The following is a 21,639-nucleotide window of genomic DNA, read 5'->3' on the forward strand; positions in this document are numbered from 1 at the left end:
CCATGAAGAAGCCCGTCTCCAAGATCGACCTGACCTCGAACACCAAGACCGAGGTGATCAGCCTGCTGAATGAGCGTCTCGCTGATGGAATCGACCTCGCGCTCGTCACCAAGCAGGCGCATTGGAACCTGAAGGGGCCGGGCTTCATCGGCATCCACCTGATGCTCGATGGCTTTCGCAAGGATCTCGACGAGCATGTCGACACGGTCGCCGAGCGCATCGCCCAGCTCGGCGGCATTGCGCTAGGCACGACGCAGACGACCGCCTCGGCCACCACGCTGAAAGCTTACCCGACCGACATCATCGCGGTCGGCGACCATCTCGTCGCGCTGATCGAGCGCTATGCCGCGACCGCCAATCTGGTGCGCGTGGCGATCGACAAAACCGATGAGGCGGGCGACGCCGGTACCGCCGATCTGCTGACAGCCTATTCGCGCATGCTCGACAAGGCTTTATGGTTCCTGCAGTCCAATGCGGCATCGTGATCGATCGAAGACGTTGACGCGCAGGCCTTGCTCCACGCGTAAGGCCTTGCTTGACGCGTAGGCCTTGCTTGGGCTCTTAAGTTCTTCGACCTTTTTGGCCTTTGATTTTCACGGCCGGGGCGTGCTCCCCGGCCTTTTTGCGTTCGAGCGAAGCGATGATGGACAAGACATTCGAGCCGGCGACCGTCGAGGCGCGCGTCAGCGCGGCATGGGAGAAGGCCGACGCCTTCAAGGCCGGGCGCGGGGCTGCGCCCGGCGCCGAGCCCTATTGCATCGTGATCCCGCCGCCCAACGTCACCGGCTCCTTGCATATGGGCCATGCACTCAACAACACGCTGCAGGATGCGCTCTGCCGTTTCGAGCGTATGCGCGGCAAGGATGTGCTCTGGCAGCCGGGCACCGACCATGCTGGCATCGCCACGCAGATGGTGGTCGAGCGCAAGCTGTCAGCCGAGCGCAACATCTCCCGCCGCGACATGAGCCGCGAGGACTTCCTGAACGAGGTCTGGGCCTGGAAAGCCGAGTCCGGCGGCACGATCGTCAACCAGCTGAAGCGCCTGGGCGCCTCCTGCGACTGGTCGCGCGAACGTTTCACCATGGATGAGGGCCTGAGCCAGGCCGTGCTCAAGGTTTTTGTGGCCCTGCACAAGCAGGGGCTGATCTATCGCGCCAAGCGCCTAGTGAACTGGGATCCGAAGTTCCAGACCGCGATCTCCGATCTCGAGGTCGTCCAGGTTGAGAAATCCGGTTCGTTCAAATGGGAGCGGGGCGGCGAGGAGGCCTTCGATTCCACCAAGCTGGAGAAGGTGCTGAACCGCGATCCGGGCGGCCATCTCTACTATTTCAACTACCCGCTCGAAGGCGTGACTTACGCTGCCGACGACGCCTCGACCTTCATCACGGTGGCGACGACGCGGCCCGAGACCATGCTGGGCGACACCGGCGTCGCGGTTCATCCCGAGAACGAAAAGCTCGGCCATCTGATCGGCAAGAATGTGGTGCTGCCGCTGGTCGGGCGCATCATCCCGATCTTTGGCGACGACTATGCCGATCCGGAGAAGGGCACGGGCGCGGTCAAGATCACCCCGGCGCATGACTTCAACGATTTCGAGGTCGGCAAGCGCCACAAGCTCGACATCATCAACATCCTCGATGGCGAGGCCAGGATCCTGCTCGCCGACAATGCCGATTTCCTCGCCGGCTCAGTGCCGGAGGGCGAGACGCTGGCGCTGCATGGCCTCGACCGCTTTGCCGCGCGCAAGCGCGTCGTCGCGCTGATGGCCGAGCGCGGCTTTCTCGCCAAGGTCGAGCCGCATGGCCACACCGTGCCGCATGGCGACCGCTCGGATGTCGTGATCGAGCCCTGGCTGACCGATCAGTGGTATGTCGACGTCAAGCCGCTGGCGCAGCGCTCGCTGAAGGCGGTCCGCGACGGGCGCACCAAGTTCACGCCGGAAAGCTGGACCAAGGTCTATTACGACTGGCTGGAGAACATCGAGCCCTGGTGCGTCTCGCGCCAGCTCTGGTGGGGCCATCAGATTCCGGTCTGGTACGGGCCCGACGGCGAGGTTTTCGTGGCGGAATCGGAGGTCGAGGCGCAAGCGCTGGCGCTCAGTCATTACGGTGGCACCGTCGAGCTCACCCGCGACGAGGACGTGCTCGACACCTGGTTCTCCTCGGCGCTGTGGCCGTTCTCGACCCTGGGTTGGCCGGAGGATACAGCCGAACTCAAGCGCTATTACCCGACCGCGACGCTCGTCACCGCCTTCGACATCATCTTCTTCTGGGTCGCCCGGATGATGATGATGGGCCTCAACTTCATGGATGAGGTGCCGTTCAAGGACGTCTACATCCACGCCATCGTTCGCGACGAGAAGGGCGCGAAGATGTCGAAGTCGAAGGGCAACGTCATCGACCCGCTGACGATCGTCGATCAGTACGGCGCCGATGCCTTGCGCTTCACGCTCGCCGCCATGGCGGCGCAGGGGCGCGACATCAAGCTCTCGACCGCGCGCGTCGAGGGTTACCGCAACTTCGCGACAAAAATCTGGAACGCGGCGCGCTTCGCCGAATTGAACGGCTGCGCCCGCACCGAGGGCTTCGACCCGGCCAAGGTGAAGCAGCCGCTCAATCGCTGGATCCTGAGCGAGGCGGCGCGCGCGGCCGACGAGATCGCGGCCGGCATTCCGAGCTTCAAGTTCAACGAAGCGGCGGCTGCGGCTTATCGCTTCACCTGGGGCCAGTTCTGCGACTGGTATCTCGAACTGGCCAAGCCCGTGCTGCAGGGCGAGGGCGTCGATCCCGCCGAGAAGGCCGAGACGCAGGCGACGGTCGCTCATGTCATCGACCTGATCTGCCAGCTCCTGCACCCCTTCATGCCCTTCCTCACCGAGGAGCTCTGGGCGCAGAAGGCGGGCGAGGGCGCTCCGCGCAAACTCGCTTCGGGCGATGACGCGCTGGTCTGCCTGACGCATTGGCCCGATCTCGCGGCGCTGCGCAATGCTGCGGCCGAGGCCGAGATCGGCTTCGTCGTCGACCTGATCTCGGACATCCGCTCGGTGCGCTCGGAGGTCAATGTGCCGGCGGGCACGCAGGCGCCGCTCGTCCTGGTCAAGGCCTCGGCAGCGACGCGGGCGACGATCGAGAGCTGGCGGCCGATGATCGAGCGGCTCGCACGCGTCTCCGAGATCGCCTTTGCGGAGACCGCGCCGGCGCAATCGGCGCAGATCATCGTGCGCGGCGAGGTCGCGGCGCTGCCGCTCGCCGGCATCATCGATCTCGATGTCGAGCGGGCGCGCCTGACCAAGGAGATGGCCAAGCTCGACCAGGACGTCGCGGTGGTCGACAAGAAGCTCGGCAATCCCGACTTCATGGCCCGCGCGCCCGAGGAGGTCGTCGAGGAGAATTTGGAGCGCAAGGCCGTGGCGCAAGCGCGCAAGCTCAAGATCGCCGAGGCGCTGACGCGGCTGTCATAGGCTTGCCGCGACGGGGCGGCAGAGCAGGATGCGGAAAAGTGGGAACCGGTTTTTTCGCATCGATCCTGCTCTCACTTTTAGATGAGAGACGGATTCAGATGTCAGATGGGGTCACTTTGTGATCCCATCTGACATCATCCGGCTCTAGTCTCCGGCGCGATCCCCCGGAGGCAGCCATGTTTCGTCTTGATTCCTTCGGTCGACTCGACCCGGACTACTTCGTCACGGCCGCCGGCACGCCCTCGCGCCGGCTGCTGCTGAAGGGGCTTGCGGCATCCGGCCTGTTGCTGGCGAGCGGGCCGGCGCTTGCGCAGCGGCTCTGGACCAACCCTGTCTTCAAGGCCGATCCGTTTTCGCTCGGCATCGCCTCGGGCGATCCCGCCGCGGACGGCTTCGTGATCTGGACCAGGCTCGCCCCCGAGCCGCTCGCCGAGCATGGCGGCATGCCGATGCGCGCCGTCGAGGTGGCCTGGGAGGTTGCCGCCGACGAGGCCTTCGCACAGGTCATTCAGCACGGCACAGGCCTGGCGCGGCCGGAACTCGGCCATGCCGTCCATGTCGAGGTCGCCGGGCTCGCGCCGGACAGACCTTATTTCTACCGCTTCAGCTGTGGCGGGGTGCGAAGCGCGGTCGGACGCGGCCGGACCTTTCCTGCTGCGGGCTCGGCCGTGGCACGCATGGATTTCGGCGTGCTCGGCTGCCAGCGCTATGAGGACGGCTTCTTCACCGCCTTCCGCCATGCCGCGGCGGAGCGCTTCGATTTCATCTTCCACTACGGCGACTATATCTACGAATATAGGACCATCCGCCCGGGCGACCGCCAGCTGCCCGTAGCGCGCATGATGCCCGGCGAGCCCGATGAGATCTACGCGCTCGGCGACTACCGCCGCCGCTATGGGCTCTACAAGCTCGACGCCGACCTCCAGGCGGCGCATGCCTCGGCGCCTTGGCTGGTCTCCTTCGACGACCATGAGGTCGACAATAACTGGGCTGGCTTTGTCTCCGAGGAGCAGGGTGTGCCGCCCGAGATCTTCGCCTTGCGCCGCGCCGCCGCCTTCCAGGCCTGGTATGAGCACATGCCGCTGCGCCGCTCGGCCATTCCCGCCGGGCCCAACATCCAGGCTTATCGCCGCTTCCGCTATGGCGACCTCGCCCAGATCGAGGTGCTCGACACCCGCCAGTTCCGCTCCGACCAGCCCTGTGGCGATGGCTGGCAGAGCCATTGCGCGGATGCACGGAGGCCCGAGAACACGATGCTGGGCCCTGCGCAGGAAGCCTGGCTGGGGGAGGGGCTGCGGACCTCCCGAGCCCGCTGGAACGTACTCGCCCAGCAGGTCATGGTGATGCGCCTTGACCGCGAGCCAAATCCTGGCGCCATGAGCGTCCACATGGACAAGTGGGATGGCGCAGTAGCGGCCCGCCAGCGGCTGTTCGACAGCCTGAGCGAGGCCCGCATCGCCAATGCCGTGGTGCTGACCGGCGACATCCACCAGAACTGGGCCGGTGAGCTGAAGGCGAATTTCGACGATCCGGCCACGCGGACGGTCGGAGTCGAATTTGTCGCGACCTCGATCAGCTCCGGCGGCGACGGCGCGGCCATGACAAAGGGCGGCGAGATCGGGCTCAGGAAGAACCCGCATCTGCGCTATTTCAACAACCAGCGCGGCTATATGCGCCATTCCGTCACGAATGAGCGCTGGCAGGCCGATTACCGCGTGCTCGACAGGGTGACGACTGCTGGCGCGCCGGTCACGACGGCGGCGAGTTTCGTTGTCGAAGCGGGAAAGCCCGGGCTGAAGCCGGCGTGAGAGTGACAGCCGCCGCCGCGCGGTCACGAAGCCGTCTTCAAATTGACGTTACCGTAAGACAACTCTGGCAATCTTCCGCGGACAGGCTTAGATGCGCGCCGGGCGCAAGCCCGCCATGCGCTCGATGCCGTCGTTAACCCAGGACCGGTTGCTCTTACGCCATGCTCAAACGAGCCTATGACTGGTGCGTTTCCTATGCGTCCCACCCCGCCGCCCCCTGGCTCCTGTTCGCGCTGACCTTCGTCGAAAGCTCCGTCAGCCCGCTGCCGCCACTCCCGCTCCTGCTGCCGATGTGCATCGCCAGGCCCGACCGCGCCTGGTTCTATGCCGGAGTCTGTTCGCTCGGCGCGGTGCTGGGCGGCTATCTCGGCTATGCCATCGGCGCGCTGCTCTACGATTCGGTCGGCTCCTGGCTGATCGGCATCTACGGCCTGCAGGACAAGGCCGCCCAGTTGATCTCGACCTCGCAGGACTACTGGTTCTGGGTGCTGGTCACCAAGGGGCTGACGCCGATCCCGTTCAAGATCGTCACGATCATGTCGGGCTTCCTGCATTTCGACATCTGGAAGTTCACCATCGGCATGGTGGTCTCGCGCGTCACCTTCTTCATGATGATCGCGCTGGCGCTGCGCTTCTATGGCGACGACATCCGCATCTTCATCGAGAAGCACCTGCCAATGGTGGCGATCGGACTGCTCATCATCGTGGTCGGCGGCTTCTTCGTCCTGCCACTGGTGCTCTGAGGCGGCACGCTGCCGCCAGAGCAATGCTCTAAATTTTTAGAGTCGATCACGTCGCCTTCGGAGGTTTCCGTCCGAAAGCGACGCGGTCGGGGCATGAATCGCGACAGCGCAAAAGTTTCCCGCCTCCGAGAGATGCTCGTGAATTTGTGGCATCGCCGCAACACTGCTCCCGCATCGCGCGGTGATGGCCTGGGACCGGCCCAATTGCCGCGAAGCCGCCACAAAGCGCGCCCAGCAGAGGGCTCCGATAAGTCACTGAGATATAGAAGAATTAGAGTGTGAGTTTCACGACCGGGAGAGGCTTTCGCCCTTACGGTCGGCAGGCAGGATAACGTTGCGTCCGGCTCGGGCTGCGTGGCACATCTGCCACGCGCCTCAAGCGCAGGGTGGAACGAGGAAAAAAGACGATGGACGTGCGTGTGTTCGATAAATCGAAACTCCCCAGCCGGCACGTCAGCGTCGGGCCGGCTCGCGCGCCGCATCGCTCCTATTACTACGCCATGGGCATGACGGCCCGCCAGATTGCCCAGCCCTTCGTCGGCGTCGCCTCCTGCTGGAACGAGGCCGCGCCCTGCAACATCTCGCTGATGCGCCAGGCCCAGGCCGTCAAGAAGGGCGTCGCCTCGGCCAATGGCACGCCACGCGAATTCTGCACCATCAGCGTCACTGACGGCATCGCCATGGGCCACCAGGGCATGAAGTCCTCGCTCGCCTCGCGCGAATGCATCGCCGACTCGGTCGAGTTGACCATGCGCGGCCATTGCTATGACGCGCTCGTCGGCCTGGCCGGCTGCGACAAGTCGCTGCCGGGCATGATGATGGCGATGGTGCGCCTGAACGTGCCCTCGATCTTCATCTATGGCGGCTCGATCATGCCCGGCGTCTTCAAGGGCAAGCCGGTCACGGTGCAGGACGTGTTCGAAGCCGTCGGCAAGCATTCCGTCGGTGCCATGTCCGACGAGGATCTGAAGGAGCTGGAGGAGGTCGCCTGTCCGTCCTCGGGCTCCTGTGGCGCGCAGTTCACCGCCAACACCATGGCGACTGTCGCCGAGGCGATCGGCCTGGCGCTGCCCTATTCCTGCGGCGCGCCAGCGCCCTACGACATGCGCGACAGCTTCTGCTACACCGCCGGCGAGATGGTGATGGAGCTGATCGCCCGCAACATCCGCCCGCGCGACATCGTCACCCGCAAGGCGCTGGAGAACGCCGCGACCGTCGTTGCGGCCTCGGGCGGCTCGACCAATGGCGCGCTCCACCTGCCGGCGATCGCGCATGAATGCGGCATCGATTTCGATCTCTTCGCCGTGGCCGAGATCTTCAAGAAGACGCCCTATATCGCCGATCTGAAGCCCGGCGGAAAATATGTCGCCAAGGACATGTTCGAGGTCGGCGGCATCCCGCTCCTGATGAAGACCTTGCTCGACCATGGCTATCTGCATGGCGACTGCATGACCGTGACCGGCCGCACCATCGCCGAGAATATGGCCTCGGTGAAGTGGAACGGCGAACAGGACGTGATCCGGCCGGCCAACAAGCCGCTTTCGCCCAATGGCGGCGTCGTCGGCCTTCAGGGCAACCTCGCTCCCGAGGGCGCGATCGTGAAGATCGCCGGCATGACGACCGAGCAACTGACCTTCACCGGCCCGGCGCGCTGCTTCGACCGCGAGGAAGACGCCTTCGCCGCCGTCACCAACCGCGACTACAAGGTCGGCGACGTGCTGGTCATCCGCTATGAGGGCCCCAAGGGCGGCCCCGGCATGCGTGAGATGCTGGCGACCACGGCGGCGCTCTACGGCCAGGGCATGGGCGACAAGGTCGCGCTGATTACGGATGGCCGTTTCTCGGGCGCGACGCGCGGTTTCTGCGTCGGCCATGTCGGTCCGGAGGCGGCTGTCGGCGGCCCGATCGCGCTCATCCGCGACGGCGACATCATCGAGCTCGACGCCGTCACAGGAAAGCTCGCTTGCCGCCTTTCTGATGCCGAACTTGGAGAGCGTCGTAAGGCTTGGACACCGCGCAAGACCGACTACGCATCGGGCGCGCTGTGGAAATACGCCCAGACGGTTGGCTCTGCGAAGGGAGGGGCCGTCACCCACCCGGGAGGGGCGGCCGAGACCCATTGCTATGCGGATATTTGACGCGACATTTGCAGCATTGTTCCTGATCCTAGGCGGCCAACAGGCCGCCTGGGCGCAGGACAGCGTGCCTATGCGCGGACCGATTCCGCCGCGTCCGATTCCGGGCGTGATGCTGCCCGAGCCCGATCTTGCTCTGCCCGCGCCGCCTGCTCCCAGTGTGCGGCCGATCGCGCCCTCACCGAGCGGCCCGGCCGCGCATACGGCCCTGCCGATCGCTCCTTTCAGCAGCGCCCGCGACGCGATCCGGGCCTGGATGCGTGACTCGACCGCCGGCGACCAGGTCGGCGCCGTGCGCGCGCTGGAATACGCCGCTTCGCAGGGCCATCTCACGGCGCAGTTCAAGCTGGGCAGGATATATGCCGGCGGCGATGGCGTGCCGGCCAATGACCTCAAGGCGTTCGAGTATTTCTCGAAGATCGCCGACGAGAATGCCGACGCGATTCCAGGCACGGCCGATGGCCGCATCGTCGGCAGCGCTTTTGTGGCGCTCGGCGGCTATTTCGCCGACGGCATCAAGGGCAGCTATGTGAAGCCCAACCCCGACCGCGCCTTCGACATGTTCCACTACGCCGCAACATATTTCGGTGATCCGGAAGGCCAGTACAATCTCGCCCGGCTCTATTTGAACGGGCAGGGCACCAATCGCGATGCGCGCCAGGCCGCACGCTGGATGAAGCTTGCGGCGGAGAAGGGCCATGCCCCCGCCCGCGCCGTCTTCGGCGACATGCTGATCCGCGGCGGAGACGGCGTGCCGCGCGCGCCCGTGATGGGGCTGATGTGGCTTTCGCTGGCGCGTGATAGCGCCGATGCGGTGCGCGAAGCCTGGATCATCGAGCGCTGCGAAGCCGCCTTCGCTGCCGCTTCGCCTGCGGACCGCAGCGCGGCGCTCGCCATGGTCGAGCGCCAGCAATTCGCCAGCCGCAGCCAGCAGTAGCGCTGAGCGCGCCACTGCATCCATCATCGCGATCTCGACGTAATTGGAGCAGACCCATCGGGAGCCTGCACCATGCGCCATGCCATGTCTTTCCGTCACGCCATGCCCTTCAGCCTCATCGCCATCATGTTCACGGCTGCCGGCGCCGTCGCGCAGGATGATTTCGAGCACTGGGCTGCGCTCAAAGACCCGTTCCCGAGCACGGGCGGCGGCGGCATCATGATCCACGACTACGATCCGATTGTCGCGGATGGCAAATGCACCACGAATTTCCGGGCGATCGAGCCCAATGGCACGGTCTATCGCAATGCGATCACGTTCGAGGCGGTGGAGACGCAAGGTGGCGTGCTCTGCACCAATGGTAGCTGGCGCTCGCTTGATGGCGGCGCCACCGGCACGACGCCGTTTCGGGTGTTCATCAAGGGTGGAGTGAAGCGGGGCTCGGCGGAGTGAACCCTATCGTTGCGCTCGCAATAACGCTCAGGCGGCGCGCAGCTCCAGTATCACCGGCACATGGTCCGACGGCTTCTCCCAGCCGCGGACATGCTTGACGATCTGCACGCCTGCGAGCCGGTCCGCCGCCTGCGGCGAGAGCAGGAGATGGTCGATGCGGATGCCGTTGTTCCGCTGCCAGGCGCCGGCCTGATAATCCCAGAAGGTGTAGAGGCCCGGCGCATCCGTCGTCGCGCGCAGCGCCTCGGTCAGGCCGAGATTGATCAGGCCGCGAAAGGCGGTGCGCGTCGGGGGCAAGAAGAGCGCATCATTGACCCAGGCGGCCGGTTCGCGGGCGTCGCGCGGCTCGGGGATGACGTTGTAGTCGCCAGCGAAGACCAGCGGCTCCTCCTGCTCCAGCAGCGCCCGGGCATGGTTGGTGAGGCGCTTCATCCAGGCGAGCTTGTAGGGGTATTTTTCAGTGTTGGGCGGGTTGCCATTGGGCAGGTAGATGGTGGCCAAGCGAACCACGCCACTGCCCATGGGCAGGACGCCTTCGAGATAGCGCGCCTGCTCGTCGCTCGCGTCGCCCGGCAAGCCGCGCCGGACATCCTCGAGCTTGCTGCGGCTGATGATGGCGACGCCGTTGAAGGTCTTCTGGCCATGGGTCTCGACCTGCCAGCCGGCCTCTTCGATCTCGGCGCGCGGGAAATCGGCGTCGACGCATTTGATCTCCTGCAGGCAGAGCGCGTCAGGCTGCGCCTCCCCCAGGAAGTCGAGCAGATGGCCCAGCCGCTGGCGGACCGAATTGACGTTCCAGGTGGCGATGCGCACGAACCTAACTCCGACTCAGAAGAGCGTGAGGATAAGCGACAGGTGCGCCGCGCTGGCAAGCCCGTTCAGTCTGATCGCGCACATGGCCTGCCTGGCTCCGGACATGAAAAACCTCCGCGCATTGCTGCGCGGAGGTTGTCGTATTCGCTCGTCAGGCGATGTCAGGGGCAAACGCTATCAGGGGCAGGAGCGAACGACGCCGCCCGTGCCGATATAGGTGCCGGTCTCGGGGTCGTAGCTGCGGAAGCGGCGCGAGCAATAGGCGACCGCGTCGGGACCTGCGCCCGCGTAAACCGGGGCGCCATAAACCGGTCCGCCATAGATCGGAGCCGGCTCGGCATAGACCGGGCCGGGCGCGAGCAGCGCGCCCGCAGCCAGTGCGCCGATGGCGCCTGCTGCGATGCCGGCGCCGATGGCCCCGCCGCGTCCACCGCGATACCCGCCACGGTAGCCATAGCGCCCGCCACGATATCCGCCGCGGTAGCCGCCATAGCGGCGATACTGCACGGTCTCGACGAGACCCTTGCCGCTATCGGCTAGCGTCAGGGCCGAGCCTGCCGTTGCGCTGAGCGGGGCGGCGGAGGCCGGGGCAGCGATGAGGGCGCCTCCAACGAGCGCGGCCGCGATGGTCAAGGTCTTGATCATGAGAAAACTCCTTTTCTCTCCAACGCGAGAGGAACGTCATCTGTTCCTTCGATTGCCGCTAAACTTAGTCCCTGACGTGTCGTCATGGAAGCGCTGATCGTAAAGACGTCCGAATTTCCATCGATGGGACTGCTTGCGGGAACTTTTGCCGTGGTCCGGCGAGGGCCGCTTGCACGGTCGATGCTCTTGCACCATCTAGCGGCAGCACCCTTCTGCATTGCAACATCCGTTCGAGAAAGCCTGGAAACTCCTTCATGTCGCATTCTGGCGAACCCCCGCGCGTCCCCGTGGCCGTGAAGCTGCTCCCGACGATCATCTTCAGTTCGCGCTGGCTGCAGCTGCCGCTCTATCTCGGGCTGATCGTGGCGCAGTGCGTCTACGTCTTCCTGTTCCTGAAGGAGCTCTGGCACCTCGTCACCCATGCGACCGAGTTCGGCGAGCAGCAGATCATGCTGGTGGTGCTGGGCCTGATCGACGTGGTGATGATCTCGAACCTGCTGATCATGGTCATCGTCGGCGGCTACGAGACCTTCGTCTCGCGGCTGGGCCTACAGGACCATCCCGACCAGCCGGAATGGTTGAGCCACGTCAATGCCAGCGTGCTCAAGATCAAACTCGCCATGGCGATCATCGGCATCTCGTCGATCCACCTGCTGCGGACCTTCATCGAGGCCGGCAATATCGGCAGTGCCACGGCGACGAGCTATACCGCGACCGGGGTCATCCTGCAGACCGCGATCCACACCGTCTTCATCCTGTCGGCGATCGGGATCGCCTGGGTCGACAGGATGACGATGCCCGTCGGCAAGGAGCATTGAGAGAGCCCATTCGAAACTCTACTCCGGCGGCCGTCTGACGCGACATTCTGCGCTTCCGGTGCTCACGGACCAAAGTCCGCTGCGCTCCGGTTCTCGAAAGCCGCGCCAGCCGACTCACCGGAGCGAGTTTCGAAAAGGCCTCTCCGGTGTTTCTAGCTCCGCGCTCCGCGCGGCAGGCCCGCGCTGCGTGGCTGGGCGAGGCCCGGTGCGGTTTCCAGCTTGGCCATCTCCCGGTCCAGCCGGCTGTCCTGCGTCCAGTGGATCGCCTGCCAGCCGAGACGGCGCGCCGCCTCGACATTCTCGAGGCTGTCGTCGAGCAGCAGCAAGGCCTGCCCCTCGAGACCGAGCTTGTCCTGTACGGCTCGGAAGAAGGCAGGCTCGGGTTTCCGGGCCCCGATCGCCGCGGAATAGAAGATGTCATCGACGTGCCGGGACAGCCCGAGCGAGCCGAGCAGATGTCGGGCGCGCATATGCTCCTGGTTTGTCGCGAGAGCGATGGTGATGCCCGATGAGCGCAGGAGGTCGAGCGCGGCGAGCAGTTCGACATCAAGCCGAACGTCGTTGGCGAACCAGTACGCCGTGAAGTCCTGATACGTCAGATGCGGCGCGATCTCGGCCAGCACGGGAGCGAGCTTCTCTTCCAGAGCGGCACGGCCGATGACGATATCTGGCCAGTGCTTTGCGAAGAAGTGCTGATGCAGCAACTCCGGGTCGAGGCCCAGATCCCGCTTTAGCTCACTCGTCCAGGGGCGGCCATCGCTCGGCCTGCCTCGGACGAGGACGCCGTCGACATCGATGAGCAAGGCTCGGCGCACCGGCCTCTAGCTCCGCGCTCCGCGCGGCAGGCCCGCGGTGCGTGGTTGGGCGAGGCCCGGTGCGGTTTCCAGCCCGAGTGTCGGCAGGGCCAGCGTACGCTGGCCGCGAAAATCGACATGGCAGACGAGGAGCCCGCGCTCCTCGATATAACCGATCAGGCGGCGCGCCCGGCTCGGCGAATGGCTGCCATAGACGGCGGCGAGCTCAGCATCGGTGGGGCAGGGCGCGCGCTCGATGCCGGCCCGCGCGATGAACAGGAACAGGCTCTGGAGATCGTCGGGCAGCGCGGCGGAGGCCTCGATCGCGGCTCGCCAGGGCTCTGAGGCGGTGACCTCCTCGCTCGCGCCGGCGCGCGCCACGGCGAGCCTGCGGCGGAATTCGTCGAGGCTCAGGCTCTGGCGGCCGAGCCGGCGCATGCGGCAGCGCACGGTGAAATCCTGGTAGAGCACCGCGATCTGGCGCGTGCGCGTCTCGGGATCGACCATCAATTCACGCAGGATCTCGGCCATGATCGCCTCGCGCTCTTCCGGCTCCATCGGAATGTCCGGTTCGGGCTCAGGTGCGGGCGAGGGCCGGTAGGTCTCGATCTGGCGCAGCACGTCGTTGGCGGGCGGGCGCGGCCGTGGCGCCGGGCGCGGCGGCCAGTTGGTGGCCGGAGCCTCGTCGGCGCCGGCAGTGAAGATCAGCTTTCCCGCCTCCTCGGGGCCCTGTTCCGGCAATGGCATCAGGCCGGGCGCGCCGCCGCGATCGAGCGAGGTCGCCGGCCCGATCCGCAGCGGCAACGGGCGCTTCGACAGTGCGGGGCCGAGCGCGACGAACTGGCCGCGTTCGAGATCGCGGAACATCTCGGCCTGCTTGCGGTCCATGCCGAGGAGGTCGGCGGCGCGGGCCATGTCGATGTCGAGGAAGGTGCGCCCCATCAGGAAGTTCGAGGCTTCGGCCGCGACGTTCTTGGCGAGCTTTGCGAGGCGCTGGGTGGCAATGACGCCGGCCAGCCCGCGCTTGCGGCCCCGGCACATCAAATTGGTCATGGCGCCGAGCGAGAGCCGGCGCGCCTCGTCGGAGGCCTCGCCCGCCATCACCGGCGCGAAGAGCTGCGCCTCGTCGACGACGATCAGCATCGGGAACCAGAGGCTGCGGTCGACGTCGAACAGGCCGCCGAGGAAGGCGGCGACTGCGCGCAACTGCTCGTCGGCCTCGAGGTTCTCCAGGTTCAGCACCACCGAGACGCGATGCTGCCGGACCCTGAGCGCGACGCGCTGGAGCTCGGCCTCGCCGCATTGCGCATCGACCACGACATGGCCGAACTGGTCGGCGAGCGAGACGAAATCGCCCTCGGGATCGATTACCGCCTGCTGTACGAGCGGCGCGCTCTGTTCGAGCAGGCGGCGCAGCAGATGCGATTTGCCCGAACCGGAATTGCCCTGGACAAGCAGGCGCGTCGCCAGCAATTCGGCGAGATCGAGCAAGGCCGGCTCGCCGCTCCGGGCGGTCCCCATGTCGATGGCCGTCGTCATGCCGTGGTTGCGTCGCCTTGATTATGCCTGTCGGACCGCTGCCTTTAGCACAGCGCAACGCCAGGCTCGCTGCGCCGCAGCGCGCCTTCCACAGCAAAGGTCGTTCACCGATCGCTCAGCGCGGGCAGCGCCGGGTCCGCTCCTCGCGGGCGATATCGGCGATGGTGCGGCGCTGGCTGTTGGAGAGCGGCACGTCCTCGACGGCGTCGTATTGGCAGCCGGCATTACCGAAGGCGCTGATGCCGCGCGCGGTGCGGAAGCAATAGCCCTGCGCCTTGTAGATCTCGTTGCGGGCATACCAGAGATCGTCGCAGGTCTCGGCGCGGGCGGGAGCGGTGGAGGCGGCCATGAAACCAAAGCCCATCAGGCCAAAGCCCAGCAGGCCCAGCATCGTCAGCGTCCGGCGTGTCATCGCCCGTTCCCTTGATTCATCGGCGACGCTGAGTTTGCGGTCTGCGGCTGGCCAGGGCAACCACTGATCTTGGCCAGTCCAACCCCGCCCGGTTCCGGCCGCCGGTCTTGCTTTCATACAAAACCGCGTCGGCGCGCCGGTAGAGGCTCTCCAGCGTCTCGCGCCCGTCGAAGCAGGCCGCGCCGATGCTGACGGTGAGATGCGGCGCCGTCGCCGAGGCGTCATGGGGAATGGCGAGCGCGACGATGGCGGCGACGATGCCATCGAGCAGGACCTGGGCCTGTTCCGGCCCGGTTCCATAGAACAGCAGGCCGAATTCCTCTCCGCCGAGCCGGGCAGCGAGGTCCATCGGCCGGTGCAGGCCGGCCTTGAGGCTGCGCGCGACCAGGCTGAGCGCGAGATCGCCGGTCTGGTGGCCATAGCGGTCGTTGAACTTCTTGAAGTGATCGACATCGAGGATGGCGAGCACCACGCCGGCGCCCTCACGCCGTGCCTGCAGCAGGGCTGTCGCGGCGTGCTGCTCGAAGAAGCGGCGATTGCCGATGCCGGTCAGCGCGTCGAACATGGCGTGGTGATGCAGCAGGCGGCGCAGCAGGAACTGGTCGCGCTGGGCGTATTCGCGCAGATAGGCCCCGACGGCGCCGACGAAGACGGCGAAGAACACCAGGGTCGAGAGCCGGATATGCTCGCGCATATGGCCGGGATCGAGCATCACCTCGCCGAGCAGGGCGGTCGCGACCGCGATCAGCGTCGCAGCGCCGAGGCTCTGGCGGAAGGTCATGCCGACTGGCAGGAAGACCGCGATGATGATGACGAACTGCGCCATGTCGGCATGGGCGAGGTCACGCAGCTTCATGACATTGGCACTGATGGCGCTGGAGGTGCCGATCAGGACCAGGGCCAGGAACGACAGCCAAGGATAATCTGGCGGAGCGGCCTTGTCGGCTGCAAGGCCCCGATTCGCCACGCGCTGGACCAGCAGTAGCAGGATCGCCAGCACGACCAGGCGCAGGGTCACCGTGATCCAGACATCGTAGTGCCGCTCGGCGAGCTCGCGGGGCAGGTCGAGCCGCCAGAGATCGAGCGCCATGAAGGCGAGCCAGATCGCGAGCGCGGTCGCCGAGCAGATCAGCGTGCTGATGCGCTGATCCTGGCGCATATGCCGGCGGTATTCGTGCTCCAGCGCCGGCGAGAAGCGCAGCCGTCCGAAGCCCTTCCTCCGCTGCTCGGCATAGAGGCCAGCCTGCGCCGGAGTCGGCGCAGCTGTGGCGGCGGCGTCGATGACCTGTCCCGGGGCGTGCATGGGCGCGACCATGCCGCCGACTATCTAAAACTCCGTTTGGGCATGCAGTGGATTTGTCGGCTTTGGTTTAAGGTTTCCTCATGATACTCGCCGGATCCGGCGTGATCGGACCCATGCAGGGCGGCCGAGGGGAAGGCTTGCTGCCAGCCCATCGCGGGTCGCGCAACACCAATGTCGTGGAGCACTGGCAAGAGGGGCGTTCGGGAGGCAAGAGGGCCTTCAGGAGAATCGAACGGTGCTGAGCTACGGCTATTGCGAGCGGCTGAGCGGCGCGTTCTGGGCTGAGCCCTGGAATGCTCTGACGAACGGAGCCTTCCTGCTGGCGGCTGTCGCGGCTTTCCAACTCTGGCGGCGCAGCGGCGGTCCGGATCGGCCCACGCTGGCGCTCATCGCGCTGGTCTTTGCGATCGGGATCGGCTCCTTCCTCTACCACACCATGCCGCGGGGCTGGACGCTGGCCGCCGATGTCGTGCCGATCCAGGTCTTCGCCTTCTCCTATTTCGGGTTGGCGCTGACGCGCTTCTTCGGCTTGTCCTTGCGGGCGACAGTGCTGGGCACGCTCGCCTTCCTCGCCTTCGCTCTGCTGCTTTCGGGTGGGGTTGGCTCCTTGCTGCCGCAGCCGGCGCGCGGCTCGGCCGGCTATGCCGCCTTCCTGCTGGGGCTCATTGGCGTCACTGGAGCCTTGCTGCGCCGGCCGGACGGCCGGGAGACGGCGCGGCTGGTCGGTTCGGCGGGGCTGGCATTCGCGCTGTCATTGGCCTTTCGGACGCTGGACGGAGCGCTCTGTGGTGGCTGGAGCATGGGCACGCACTGGCTCTGGCACCTGCTCAATGCCGGCGTGCTCTATCTGCTGCTGAGGGCTGCGATCCTGCGCTAGAGCATCGGCCCGAAAAGTGGGAACCGGTTTTCGGAACAAGCCGATACAAGATCAAAACACGACAGCATCAGACCGAATACGATATTCGGTCTGATGCTGTCGTGACGGGCAACCTCGTGACGAGCAGCCGAGCTCACTTATGCGGGGCCATTTCCAGGCAGGTCAGCACCTGAACATAGCTCGGCGGGCCGCCGAGCCCCGCGCCCTCGACGCAGGTGGCGCGCTGTACGGGCGGATATTTTGTCCATTGCTGCTGCAGATCGGCCGCCGCCTTGCTTTCATCGTCGCGGCAGGCCTGGTTGGGCCGGCCGACGCCGGTCACGGGCTCGCCGGCATGGCGACAGGCCTGTTCGATGTTGAAACGGGGCGGGCTGTCGGCGACCGGCAGCACCATGCCAGACGACAGTGATAGTGCGACGAGACCGGCGATTATCATGGCATGAACCTCCGCAAAACCACGCCCCGCGCATGGAACGCAAGGTGTGCGGGGGGCGTTCCATGCGCTGGGCGTGGGGCTGCCTTGCGGCGCGAGAGTAGGCTTCAGTTCAACTTCACCAGCTCGACGCGGCGGTTCTGGCTGCGGCCCTCTTCGGCGTCGTTGCTGGCGACGGGAGCGACCATGCCGACGCCCGCCGCGCGGAAGCGCTTGGCGTCCAGTTTGTAGTCGGCCGCCAGCGCCTTGATTACGGCATCGGCGCGGCGACGCGAGAGATCGACATTGTAGTCGTAGCCGCCCTGATTGTCGGTGTGGCCGACGACGATGACGGCGAGCTTCGCGTCCGACTTCATCAGTGCGGCGATCTCCTGCAGCGTCGCGGCCGATTCCGGCTTGATCTCGGTCTTGTTGGTGTCGAACAGGATGCCGTAGAGCGCGATCCTGCCGGTCGAGCCCAGGGAGCGCGCCATCTCCTGCGCCTTCACCTCGGTCATCTTCTTTTCGCGTGATCTCGGCTCGACGATATGGACGACGGCGACTGTGCGGCCGGTCAGCGCCGTGCAGTAGGTGTTGTCGCCGAGCTGATAGGTCTGGACCGTGACATAAGCCTCACCGCCGGGGCGCGGCAGCTTGGCCGCAAAGAAGCGCTGGTCGCTGATCGTGCTGGTGACGGCGCAGGCGCCGTTCGAGAAGCTGCCATCCTTGATGTCCGCCTCGTGGAAGAAATACATCATCAGGCTGGATTCGCCGCCGCCGCCGCTCGACGAGCGGGTGTGCGCGCCGCCGCAGCCCTCGGTCTTGCAGGCAAACAGCACCGAGCCGCCGGCCGCCTCGATCTCGTCCTGGTAGTTGCGCAGCACCTCCAATGGCGAGCGATTGGCCGGCGTGACATAGACTAGGCGGGTGAAGGCGCCTTCGACCTCCTGCTCCTGCTTGGGCGCGAACAGGACATTGTTCATCGTGTCGCGCTTGTCGGTCTGCTCCAGCTTGGAGAGCGGAACCTTGAAATCGGTGAAGGCCGAGCTCGCGCCGCTGACGATGAAGGAGCCCTCATAGCGCTTCAGCATGGGGTTATCCTTCACGCCGGCGATGTCCTTGGTCGGGATCGTCGCATCCGCATGGGCTGCGCCGGCAAAAGCCATCAACGCCAACGCAACACCAGCCAGTCGAGCCCAGGACATCACCGCTTCTCCCGTTCGGATATTTGGGAGCGGGACCGTATCGACCTTTCTGGGGTGACTCAATGCCGTGTTCGCGTTGGGGAAGGTCGCTTTCCGTCTCCGCGAGAGAAGAAGGCTGCGCAGCTCGAAGTCCAGCAGGCGCGGGGAACCCGCGCCCGCTAGCTCGCGAGAATGCCCTCGACGATCTCCTGGACGTTCAGCGCCTCTGCCAGCGTCGCCAAGTGATGCGGCTGGCCCTGGGTGAGGCGCACCACGCCTTCGAGCTGGCGCTTGAGGGCGAGCGGGCGGGCCTGCTCGTTCGACATCGCGCCCGGCGCGCGCTGCCAGCTGCCATCGGGCAGGCGGCGTTCGGCGATCGACCAGTCGCAGAGCCGGACCGCGCCCTTGTCGCCTTCCAGCATCCAGATGTTGTGATCGTCCTTCGCGGTGGTGCCGACGCTGCCCTTGAGCAGGACCGGCACCTCGCCGGCGAAAAGTCGGGCCTCGATCGCGCGCTCCGCCTTGCCGGCTTCCGGGAAACTCGCGCTGGCCGAAAGCCCATGCAGCGGGCCAAGCAGCCGGCGGCTGAGGAACAGGAAATGCGACACGACCTCGCGGGTGAAACCGCCCTGGGCCGGCTTGTCGAGCCAGGCTGCGGCGTCGGCCTGCCAGGAGCGCGGCCAGGTCGCGAAGGCGACCTCGATCGTGATGCGCGAGACCTGGCCGATCTCGCCCTGCGCGACCCAGTCCCGCAGGGTCGCGACCGCAAGCGAGGAGGCGAAGGGGAAGTTGACCGCGCCCCGCTCGCCGGCGCTGGCGACGAAGGCGCGCGCATCAGTGACATCGACCGCAAGTGGCTTCTCCGCGAAGACGCTTTTGCCCGCCGCCAGCGCAGCACGGGCATGGTCGAGATGCGAGGCCGGCGGCGAGGCGATGTAGACGCAGTCGCTGGCCGCGATGACCGCGGCGGCATCAGTCAATTGTGGAACGGTGGGGAAAGTGGCGGCGATGCGCGCCATGGCGGCGGGCGCTGGGTCCCAGATGCCGCTGACCTGCAGGCTGTCGGGCGCCTGTTCGAGGATGGCGCGCAGCAGGCGCTCGCCCATGATTCCGGCGCCGATAATCCCGATCGAGAGTGTGGCCTGCGGCATGGCGGTCAAGGTCTCAAGCTGTGAGGGCAGGGCGGGATAGCAGGATTCGTGGGGGTCGGTCACTGTCCGGCGCCAGGGCGCTCCGGATCGCCGGGGGCGTCATCGTTCACGGCGTCGGCGAATTTGCGCATGAGCCGCACCAGTTCCACGACATCACGCTCATCCCAGCTGGCGAAAATGGCGCGGCCGATCCGGTCGCGTGCCTTGTCCACGGCCTCGGTCATGGCCTTGCCCTTCGGCGTCACGATCGCTTCCCGAACGCGACGGTCAGCGGCTCCGGCCTGGCGCGCGACGAGACCGAGGCTTTCCAGTTTGGCGACCTGCCGGCTGACGGTGGTGTAGTCGCGCCCGACGCGGTCGGCGAGATCGACGACCCCGATCGGGCCGCGCCGTTCGATGCCGACGAGCAGCGGGAACAGAGCGCGATCGAGCGAAATGCCGGCTTCCCGAACCATCATCTCGTCACGCTGGGGGCGGTTCATGATGCTGACGATGTCGATCAGCGCTCCGTGCAGAACCCTGAGCTGTTCAGATATATGTGTATTTTGCACATTTTGTCTTGACGGCATGCCGACCCTCCAATTATGTGCATACTACACATAAAGAGATGGCGATGACAGAGGATTTCACAGCGGAGGTGTTGATTTGTGGCGCGGGGACGGCCGGCCTCACACTCGCGATCGAACTTGCACGTCGCGGTCTATCCTTCCGCTTGATCGAGAAGATGGACGGGCCTTTCCGTGGTTCGCGCGGCAAGGGCATCCAGCCGCGAACACAGGAGGTCTTCGAGGATCTCGGCATTCTCGACCGCGTCGTCGCGGCCGGAGGCCTCTATCCGCGGCAGCGGGAATATCGCGACGACGGCAGCTATGCAGAATCCTATGTCACGGCGCATGAGGATCCGACGCCTGCCGAGCCCTACCGCCTCCCGCTCATGGTGCCGCAATTCCTGACCGAGGGCGTGATGCGCGAGCGCCTCGTCGAGCTCGGACATCGGCCTGAGTTCGGCTGCGAGCTGGTCGGATTGGAGCAGGACGAAGATGGCGTGACGGCGCGGCTGGTCTCCGGAGCCGGCGAAGAGGTCATGCGTGTGCGCTATCTCATTGGCGCGGATGGCGGCCGCAGCTTCGTGCGCCACGCGCTCGACATCGGCTTCCCGGGCAAGACGCTCGGCGTTCGGGCCGTTGTCGCCGATGTCGTCCTGACAGGCCTGGGACGCGATGCCTGGCACCGCTTCAGCGAAGGATCGATGGAGCGGCAGGTGTCGCTATGCCCGCTCGCCGGGACCGAGCTGTTCCAGCTGCAGGCGCCGATCCCGCTCGAAGGCGATGTCGATCTTTCCACTGAGGGCCTCTCCGCAATGGTGGCCGGGCGCACCGGCCGCGACGATATTCGTATCCAATCCGTGTCCTGGGCATCGGCCTTCACGATGAATGCGCGGCTGGCCGATCGCTACCGTGTCGGTCGCGTGTTCCTGGTCGGCGACGCCGCGCATATTCATCCGCCGACGGGCGGCCAGGGGCTCAATACGAGCGTCCAGGACGCCTATAATCTCGGCTGGAAACTGGCGGCGGTCGCCGCCGGCGCTCCCGACGCATTGCTCGACAGCTACGAGGAAGAACGCCGACCGATCGCAGCGGGCATGCTGGGATTGGCCACCAGATTGCTTGATGCGGCCAAGCGCGGCGAGATGCGGCGCGGCCGCGAAGTCCACCAGCTCGACCTTGGTTATGCGGGGGCGTCGCTTGCGCTGGAAAAGCCGGAACGCGGCGGCGGCCTGCTCGCGGGAGACCGCGCGCCCGATGCGCCGATCCGCGGCGCTGCCGGACAAGCGACGCGTCTGTTCGAACTGTTCAAGGGCGCGGACTGGACGCTGTTGGGCTATGAGGTCGAGCGCGATGCCGTGCCGTCGCGTCCCGGGCTCAGCATCCATATGCTGGGTCCGCGCGGCGATATCCTCGATGAGGGCGGCCATCTGCGCGACGCCTATGCTTTGACACCAGGCGACTGGGTGCTCGTGCGTCCCGACGGCTATGTCGGGGCGATCGTCTCGTCCAGCGAGGTCGGCGGGCTGGAGACCTATCTTCGGAATGTGGGTCTCGAGCGCGGCCGGTTCTAAAGCGTTTTCGAACGAAGTGGACACCGGTTCGCGTGA

The 21,639-nt window shown here is 66.0% G+C and carries 20 protein-coding genes; 10 read left to right on the forward strand and 10 right to left on the reverse strand.

Annotated elements, in window-relative coordinates; translation table 11 throughout:
- The first annotated feature begins 2 nt into the window (after positions 1 to 2).
- The 7 genes from dps (at position 3) to RMR04_RS12495 (ending at position 9,536) form a co-directional block, all read left to right on the forward strand.
- On the forward strand, positions 3 to 485 hold the full coding sequence (dps, locus tag RMR04_RS12465) for a DNA starvation/stationary phase protection protein Dps (RefSeq protein ID WP_311914932.1): 483 nt from the start codon (positions 3 to 5) through the stop codon (positions 483 to 485).
- Positions 486 to 640: 155 nt separating this feature from the next.
- The gene (locus RMR04_RS12470) at positions 641 to 3,460 is read left to right on the forward strand and encodes a valine--tRNA ligase (protein ID WP_311914933.1); all 2,820 of its coding nucleotides are present in this window, start codon (positions 641 to 643) and stop codon (positions 3,458 to 3,460) included.
- A 176-nt stretch (positions 3,461 to 3,636) separates the two neighbouring features.
- A complete protein-coding gene (locus RMR04_RS12475; protein ID WP_311914934.1) occupies positions 3,637 to 5,268 on the forward strand; it encodes an alkaline phosphatase D family protein in 1,632 nt (543 codons plus the stop codon).
- A gap of 161 nt (positions 5,269 to 5,429) precedes the next feature.
- Positions 5,430 to 6,011 carry a YqaA family protein gene (locus tag RMR04_RS12480; RefSeq protein ID WP_311914935.1) on the forward strand — a complete coding sequence of 194 codons (582 nt, stop codon included), beginning with the start codon at positions 5,430 to 5,432 and terminating at the stop codon, positions 6,009 to 6,011.
- Between the two features lie 407 nt (positions 6,012 to 6,418).
- On the forward strand, positions 6,419 to 8,149 hold the full coding sequence (ilvD, locus tag RMR04_RS12485; RefSeq protein ID WP_311914936.1) for a dihydroxy-acid dehydratase: 1,731 nt from the start codon (positions 6,419 to 6,421) through the stop codon (positions 8,147 to 8,149).
- 70 nt (positions 8,150 to 8,219) lie between these two features.
- Complete coding sequence (locus RMR04_RS12490; RefSeq protein WP_311914937.1) at positions 8,220 to 9,083, forward strand: tetratricopeptide repeat protein; 864 nt, start codon at positions 8,220 to 8,222, stop codon at positions 9,081 to 9,083.
- A gap of 84 nt (positions 9,084 to 9,167) precedes the next feature.
- Positions 9,168 to 9,536 carry a hypothetical protein gene (locus RMR04_RS12495; protein ID WP_311914938.1) on the forward strand — a complete coding sequence of 123 codons (369 nt, stop codon included), beginning with the start codon at positions 9,168 to 9,170 and terminating at the stop codon, positions 9,534 to 9,536.
- Positions 9,537 to 9,563: 27 nt separating this feature from the next.
- Here the strand turns inward: RMR04_RS12495 and xth are convergent, their stop codons facing one another.
- Together xth and RMR04_RS12505 are read right to left on the reverse strand one after the other, a co-directional pair.
- Entirely contained in the window at positions 9,564 to 10,349 is a 786-nt protein-coding gene (gene xth, locus RMR04_RS12500; protein WP_311914939.1) for an exodeoxyribonuclease III, read from the reverse strand.
- A gap of 177 nt (positions 10,350 to 10,526) precedes the next feature.
- A complete protein-coding gene (locus RMR04_RS12505; protein ID WP_311914940.1) occupies positions 10,527 to 10,994 on the reverse strand; it encodes a BA14K family protein in 468 nt (155 codons plus the stop codon).
- Between the two features lie 254 nt (positions 10,995 to 11,248).
- On the opposite strand from RMR04_RS12505, the gene RMR04_RS12510 reads away from it, so the two are divergent.
- Positions 11,249 to 11,812 carry a TIGR00645 family protein gene (locus tag RMR04_RS12510; protein ID WP_311914941.1) on the forward strand — a complete coding sequence of 188 codons (564 nt, stop codon included), beginning with the start codon at positions 11,249 to 11,251 and terminating at the stop codon, positions 11,810 to 11,812.
- 152 nt (positions 11,813 to 11,964) lie between these two features.
- Here the strand turns inward: RMR04_RS12510 and RMR04_RS12515 are convergent, their stop codons facing one another.
- The 4 genes from RMR04_RS12515 to RMR04_RS12530 form a co-directional block, all read right to left on the reverse strand.
- Positions 11,965 to 12,627: an HAD family hydrolase gene (locus tag RMR04_RS12515; RefSeq protein WP_311914942.1), complete on the reverse strand. Its 663-nt coding sequence runs from the start codon at positions 12,625 to 12,627 to the stop codon at positions 11,965 to 11,967.
- 6 nt (positions 12,628 to 12,633) lie between these two features.
- Complete coding sequence (locus RMR04_RS12520) at positions 12,634 to 14,145, reverse strand: helicase HerA domain-containing protein (RefSeq protein ID WP_311914943.1); 1,512 nt, start codon at positions 14,143 to 14,145, stop codon at positions 12,634 to 12,636.
- A gap of 115 nt (positions 14,146 to 14,260) precedes the next feature.
- Positions 14,261 to 14,557 carry a YARHG domain-containing protein gene (locus tag RMR04_RS12525; RefSeq protein WP_410492238.1) on the reverse strand — a complete coding sequence of 99 codons (297 nt, stop codon included), beginning with the start codon at positions 14,555 to 14,557 and terminating at the stop codon, positions 14,261 to 14,263.
- A 16-nt stretch (positions 14,558 to 14,573) separates the two neighbouring features.
- Positions 14,574 to 15,872, reverse strand: coding sequence for a GGDEF domain-containing protein (locus RMR04_RS12530; protein ID WP_311914944.1), 1,299 nt, complete (start codon positions 15,870 to 15,872; stop codon positions 14,574 to 14,576).
- 223 nt (positions 15,873 to 16,095) lie between these two features.
- Between RMR04_RS12530 and RMR04_RS12535 the strand changes: the two genes are divergently transcribed.
- Positions 16,096 to 16,737 (forward strand): ceramidase domain-containing protein, encoded by a 642-nt coding sequence (locus RMR04_RS12535; protein ID WP_311914945.1) that lies wholly within the window; start codon positions 16,096 to 16,098, stop codon positions 16,735 to 16,737.
- 133 nt (positions 16,738 to 16,870) lie between these two features.
- On the opposite strand, the gene RMR04_RS12540 is transcribed toward RMR04_RS12535, so the two are convergent.
- The 4 genes from RMR04_RS12540 to RMR04_RS12555 form a co-directional block, all read right to left on the reverse strand.
- On the reverse strand, positions 16,871 to 17,173 hold the full coding sequence (locus RMR04_RS12540) for a hypothetical protein (protein WP_311914946.1): 303 nt from the start codon (positions 17,171 to 17,173) through the stop codon (positions 16,871 to 16,873).
- Between the two features lie 104 nt (positions 17,174 to 17,277).
- Entirely contained in the window at positions 17,278 to 18,354 is a 1,077-nt protein-coding gene (locus RMR04_RS12545; RefSeq protein WP_311914947.1) for an OmpA family protein, read from the reverse strand.
- Positions 18,355 to 18,512: 158 nt separating this feature from the next.
- Entirely contained in the window at positions 18,513 to 19,547 is a 1,035-nt protein-coding gene (locus tag RMR04_RS12550) for a Gfo/Idh/MocA family protein (protein ID WP_311914948.1), read from the reverse strand.
- Positions 19,544 to 20,053 (reverse strand): MarR family winged helix-turn-helix transcriptional regulator, encoded by a 510-nt coding sequence (locus RMR04_RS12555; protein ID WP_311914949.1) that lies wholly within the window; start codon positions 20,051 to 20,053, stop codon positions 19,544 to 19,546. Before RMR04_RS12555 ends, RMR04_RS12550 begins: the two co-directional genes overlap by 4 nt.
- Before the next feature lie 44 nt (positions 20,054 to 20,097).
- On the opposite strand from RMR04_RS12555, the gene RMR04_RS12560 reads away from it, so the two are divergent.
- The gene (locus RMR04_RS12560) at positions 20,098 to 21,603 is read left to right on the forward strand and encodes an FAD-dependent oxidoreductase (RefSeq protein WP_311915818.1); all 1,506 of its coding nucleotides are present in this window, start codon (positions 20,098 to 20,100) and stop codon (positions 21,601 to 21,603) included.
- Positions 21,604 to 21,639: the final 36 nt, after the last annotated feature.

The organism is Bosea sp. 685, from assembly GCF_031884435.1.
GTDB lineage: Bacteria > Pseudomonadota > Alphaproteobacteria > Rhizobiales > Beijerinckiaceae > Allobosea.

Bases quoted from the DNA above. Each gene is read 5' to 3' on its own strand.
- RMR04_RS12475 (WP_311914934.1), top strand. From the start codon at position 3,637: ATGTTTCGTCTTGATTCCTTCGGTCGACTCGACCCGGACTACTTCGTC.
- dps (WP_311914932.1), top strand. From the start codon at position 3: ATGAAGAAGCCCGTCTCCAAGATCGACCTGACCTCGAACACCAAGACC.
- RMR04_RS12495 (WP_311914938.1), top strand. From the start codon at position 9,168: ATGTCTTTCCGTCACGCCATGCCCTTCAGCCTCATCGCCATCATGTTC.
- ilvD (WP_311914936.1), top strand. From the start codon at position 6,419: ATGGACGTGCGTGTGTTCGATAAATCGAAACTCCCCAGCCGGCACGTC.
- RMR04_RS12560 (WP_311915818.1), top strand. From the start codon at position 20,098: ATGACAGAGGATTTCACAGCGGAGGTGTTGATTTGTGGCGCGGGGACG.
- RMR04_RS12470 (WP_311914933.1), top strand. From the start codon at position 641: ATGATGGACAAGACATTCGAGCCGGCGACCGTCGAGGCGCGCGTCAGC.
- RMR04_RS12480 (WP_311914935.1), top strand. From the start codon at position 5,430: ATGCTCAAACGAGCCTATGACTGGTGCGTTTCCTATGCGTCCCACCCC.
- RMR04_RS12545 (WP_311914947.1), bottom strand. From the start codon at position 18,354: ATGTCCTGGGCTCGACTGGCTGGTGTTGCGTTGGCGTTGATGGCTTTT.
- RMR04_RS12510 (WP_311914941.1), top strand. From the start codon at position 11,249: ATGTCGCATTCTGGCGAACCCCCGCGCGTCCCCGTGGCCGTGAAGCTG.
- RMR04_RS12490 (WP_311914937.1), top strand. From the start codon at position 8,220: ATGCGCGGACCGATTCCGCCGCGTCCGATTCCGGGCGTGATGCTGCCC.
- RMR04_RS12525 (WP_410492238.1), bottom strand. From the start codon at position 14,557: ATGACACGCCGGACGCTGACGATGCTGGGCCTGCTGGGCTTTGGCCTG.
- RMR04_RS12505 (WP_311914940.1), bottom strand. From the start codon at position 10,994: ATGATCAAGACCTTGACCATCGCGGCCGCGCTCGTTGGAGGCGCCCTC.
- RMR04_RS12530 (WP_311914944.1), bottom strand. From the start codon at position 15,872: ATGGTCGCGCCCATGCACGCCCCGGGACAGGTCATCGACGCCGCCGCC.
- RMR04_RS12555 (WP_311914949.1), bottom strand. From the start codon at position 20,053: ATGCCGTCAAGACAAAATGTGCAAAATACACATATATCTGAACAGCTC.
- RMR04_RS12520 (WP_311914943.1), bottom strand. From the start codon at position 14,145: ATGACGACGGCCATCGACATGGGGACCGCCCGGAGCGGCGAGCCGGCC.
- RMR04_RS12540 (WP_311914946.1), bottom strand. From the start codon at position 17,173: ATGATAATCGCCGGTCTCGTCGCACTATCACTGTCGTCTGGCATGGTG.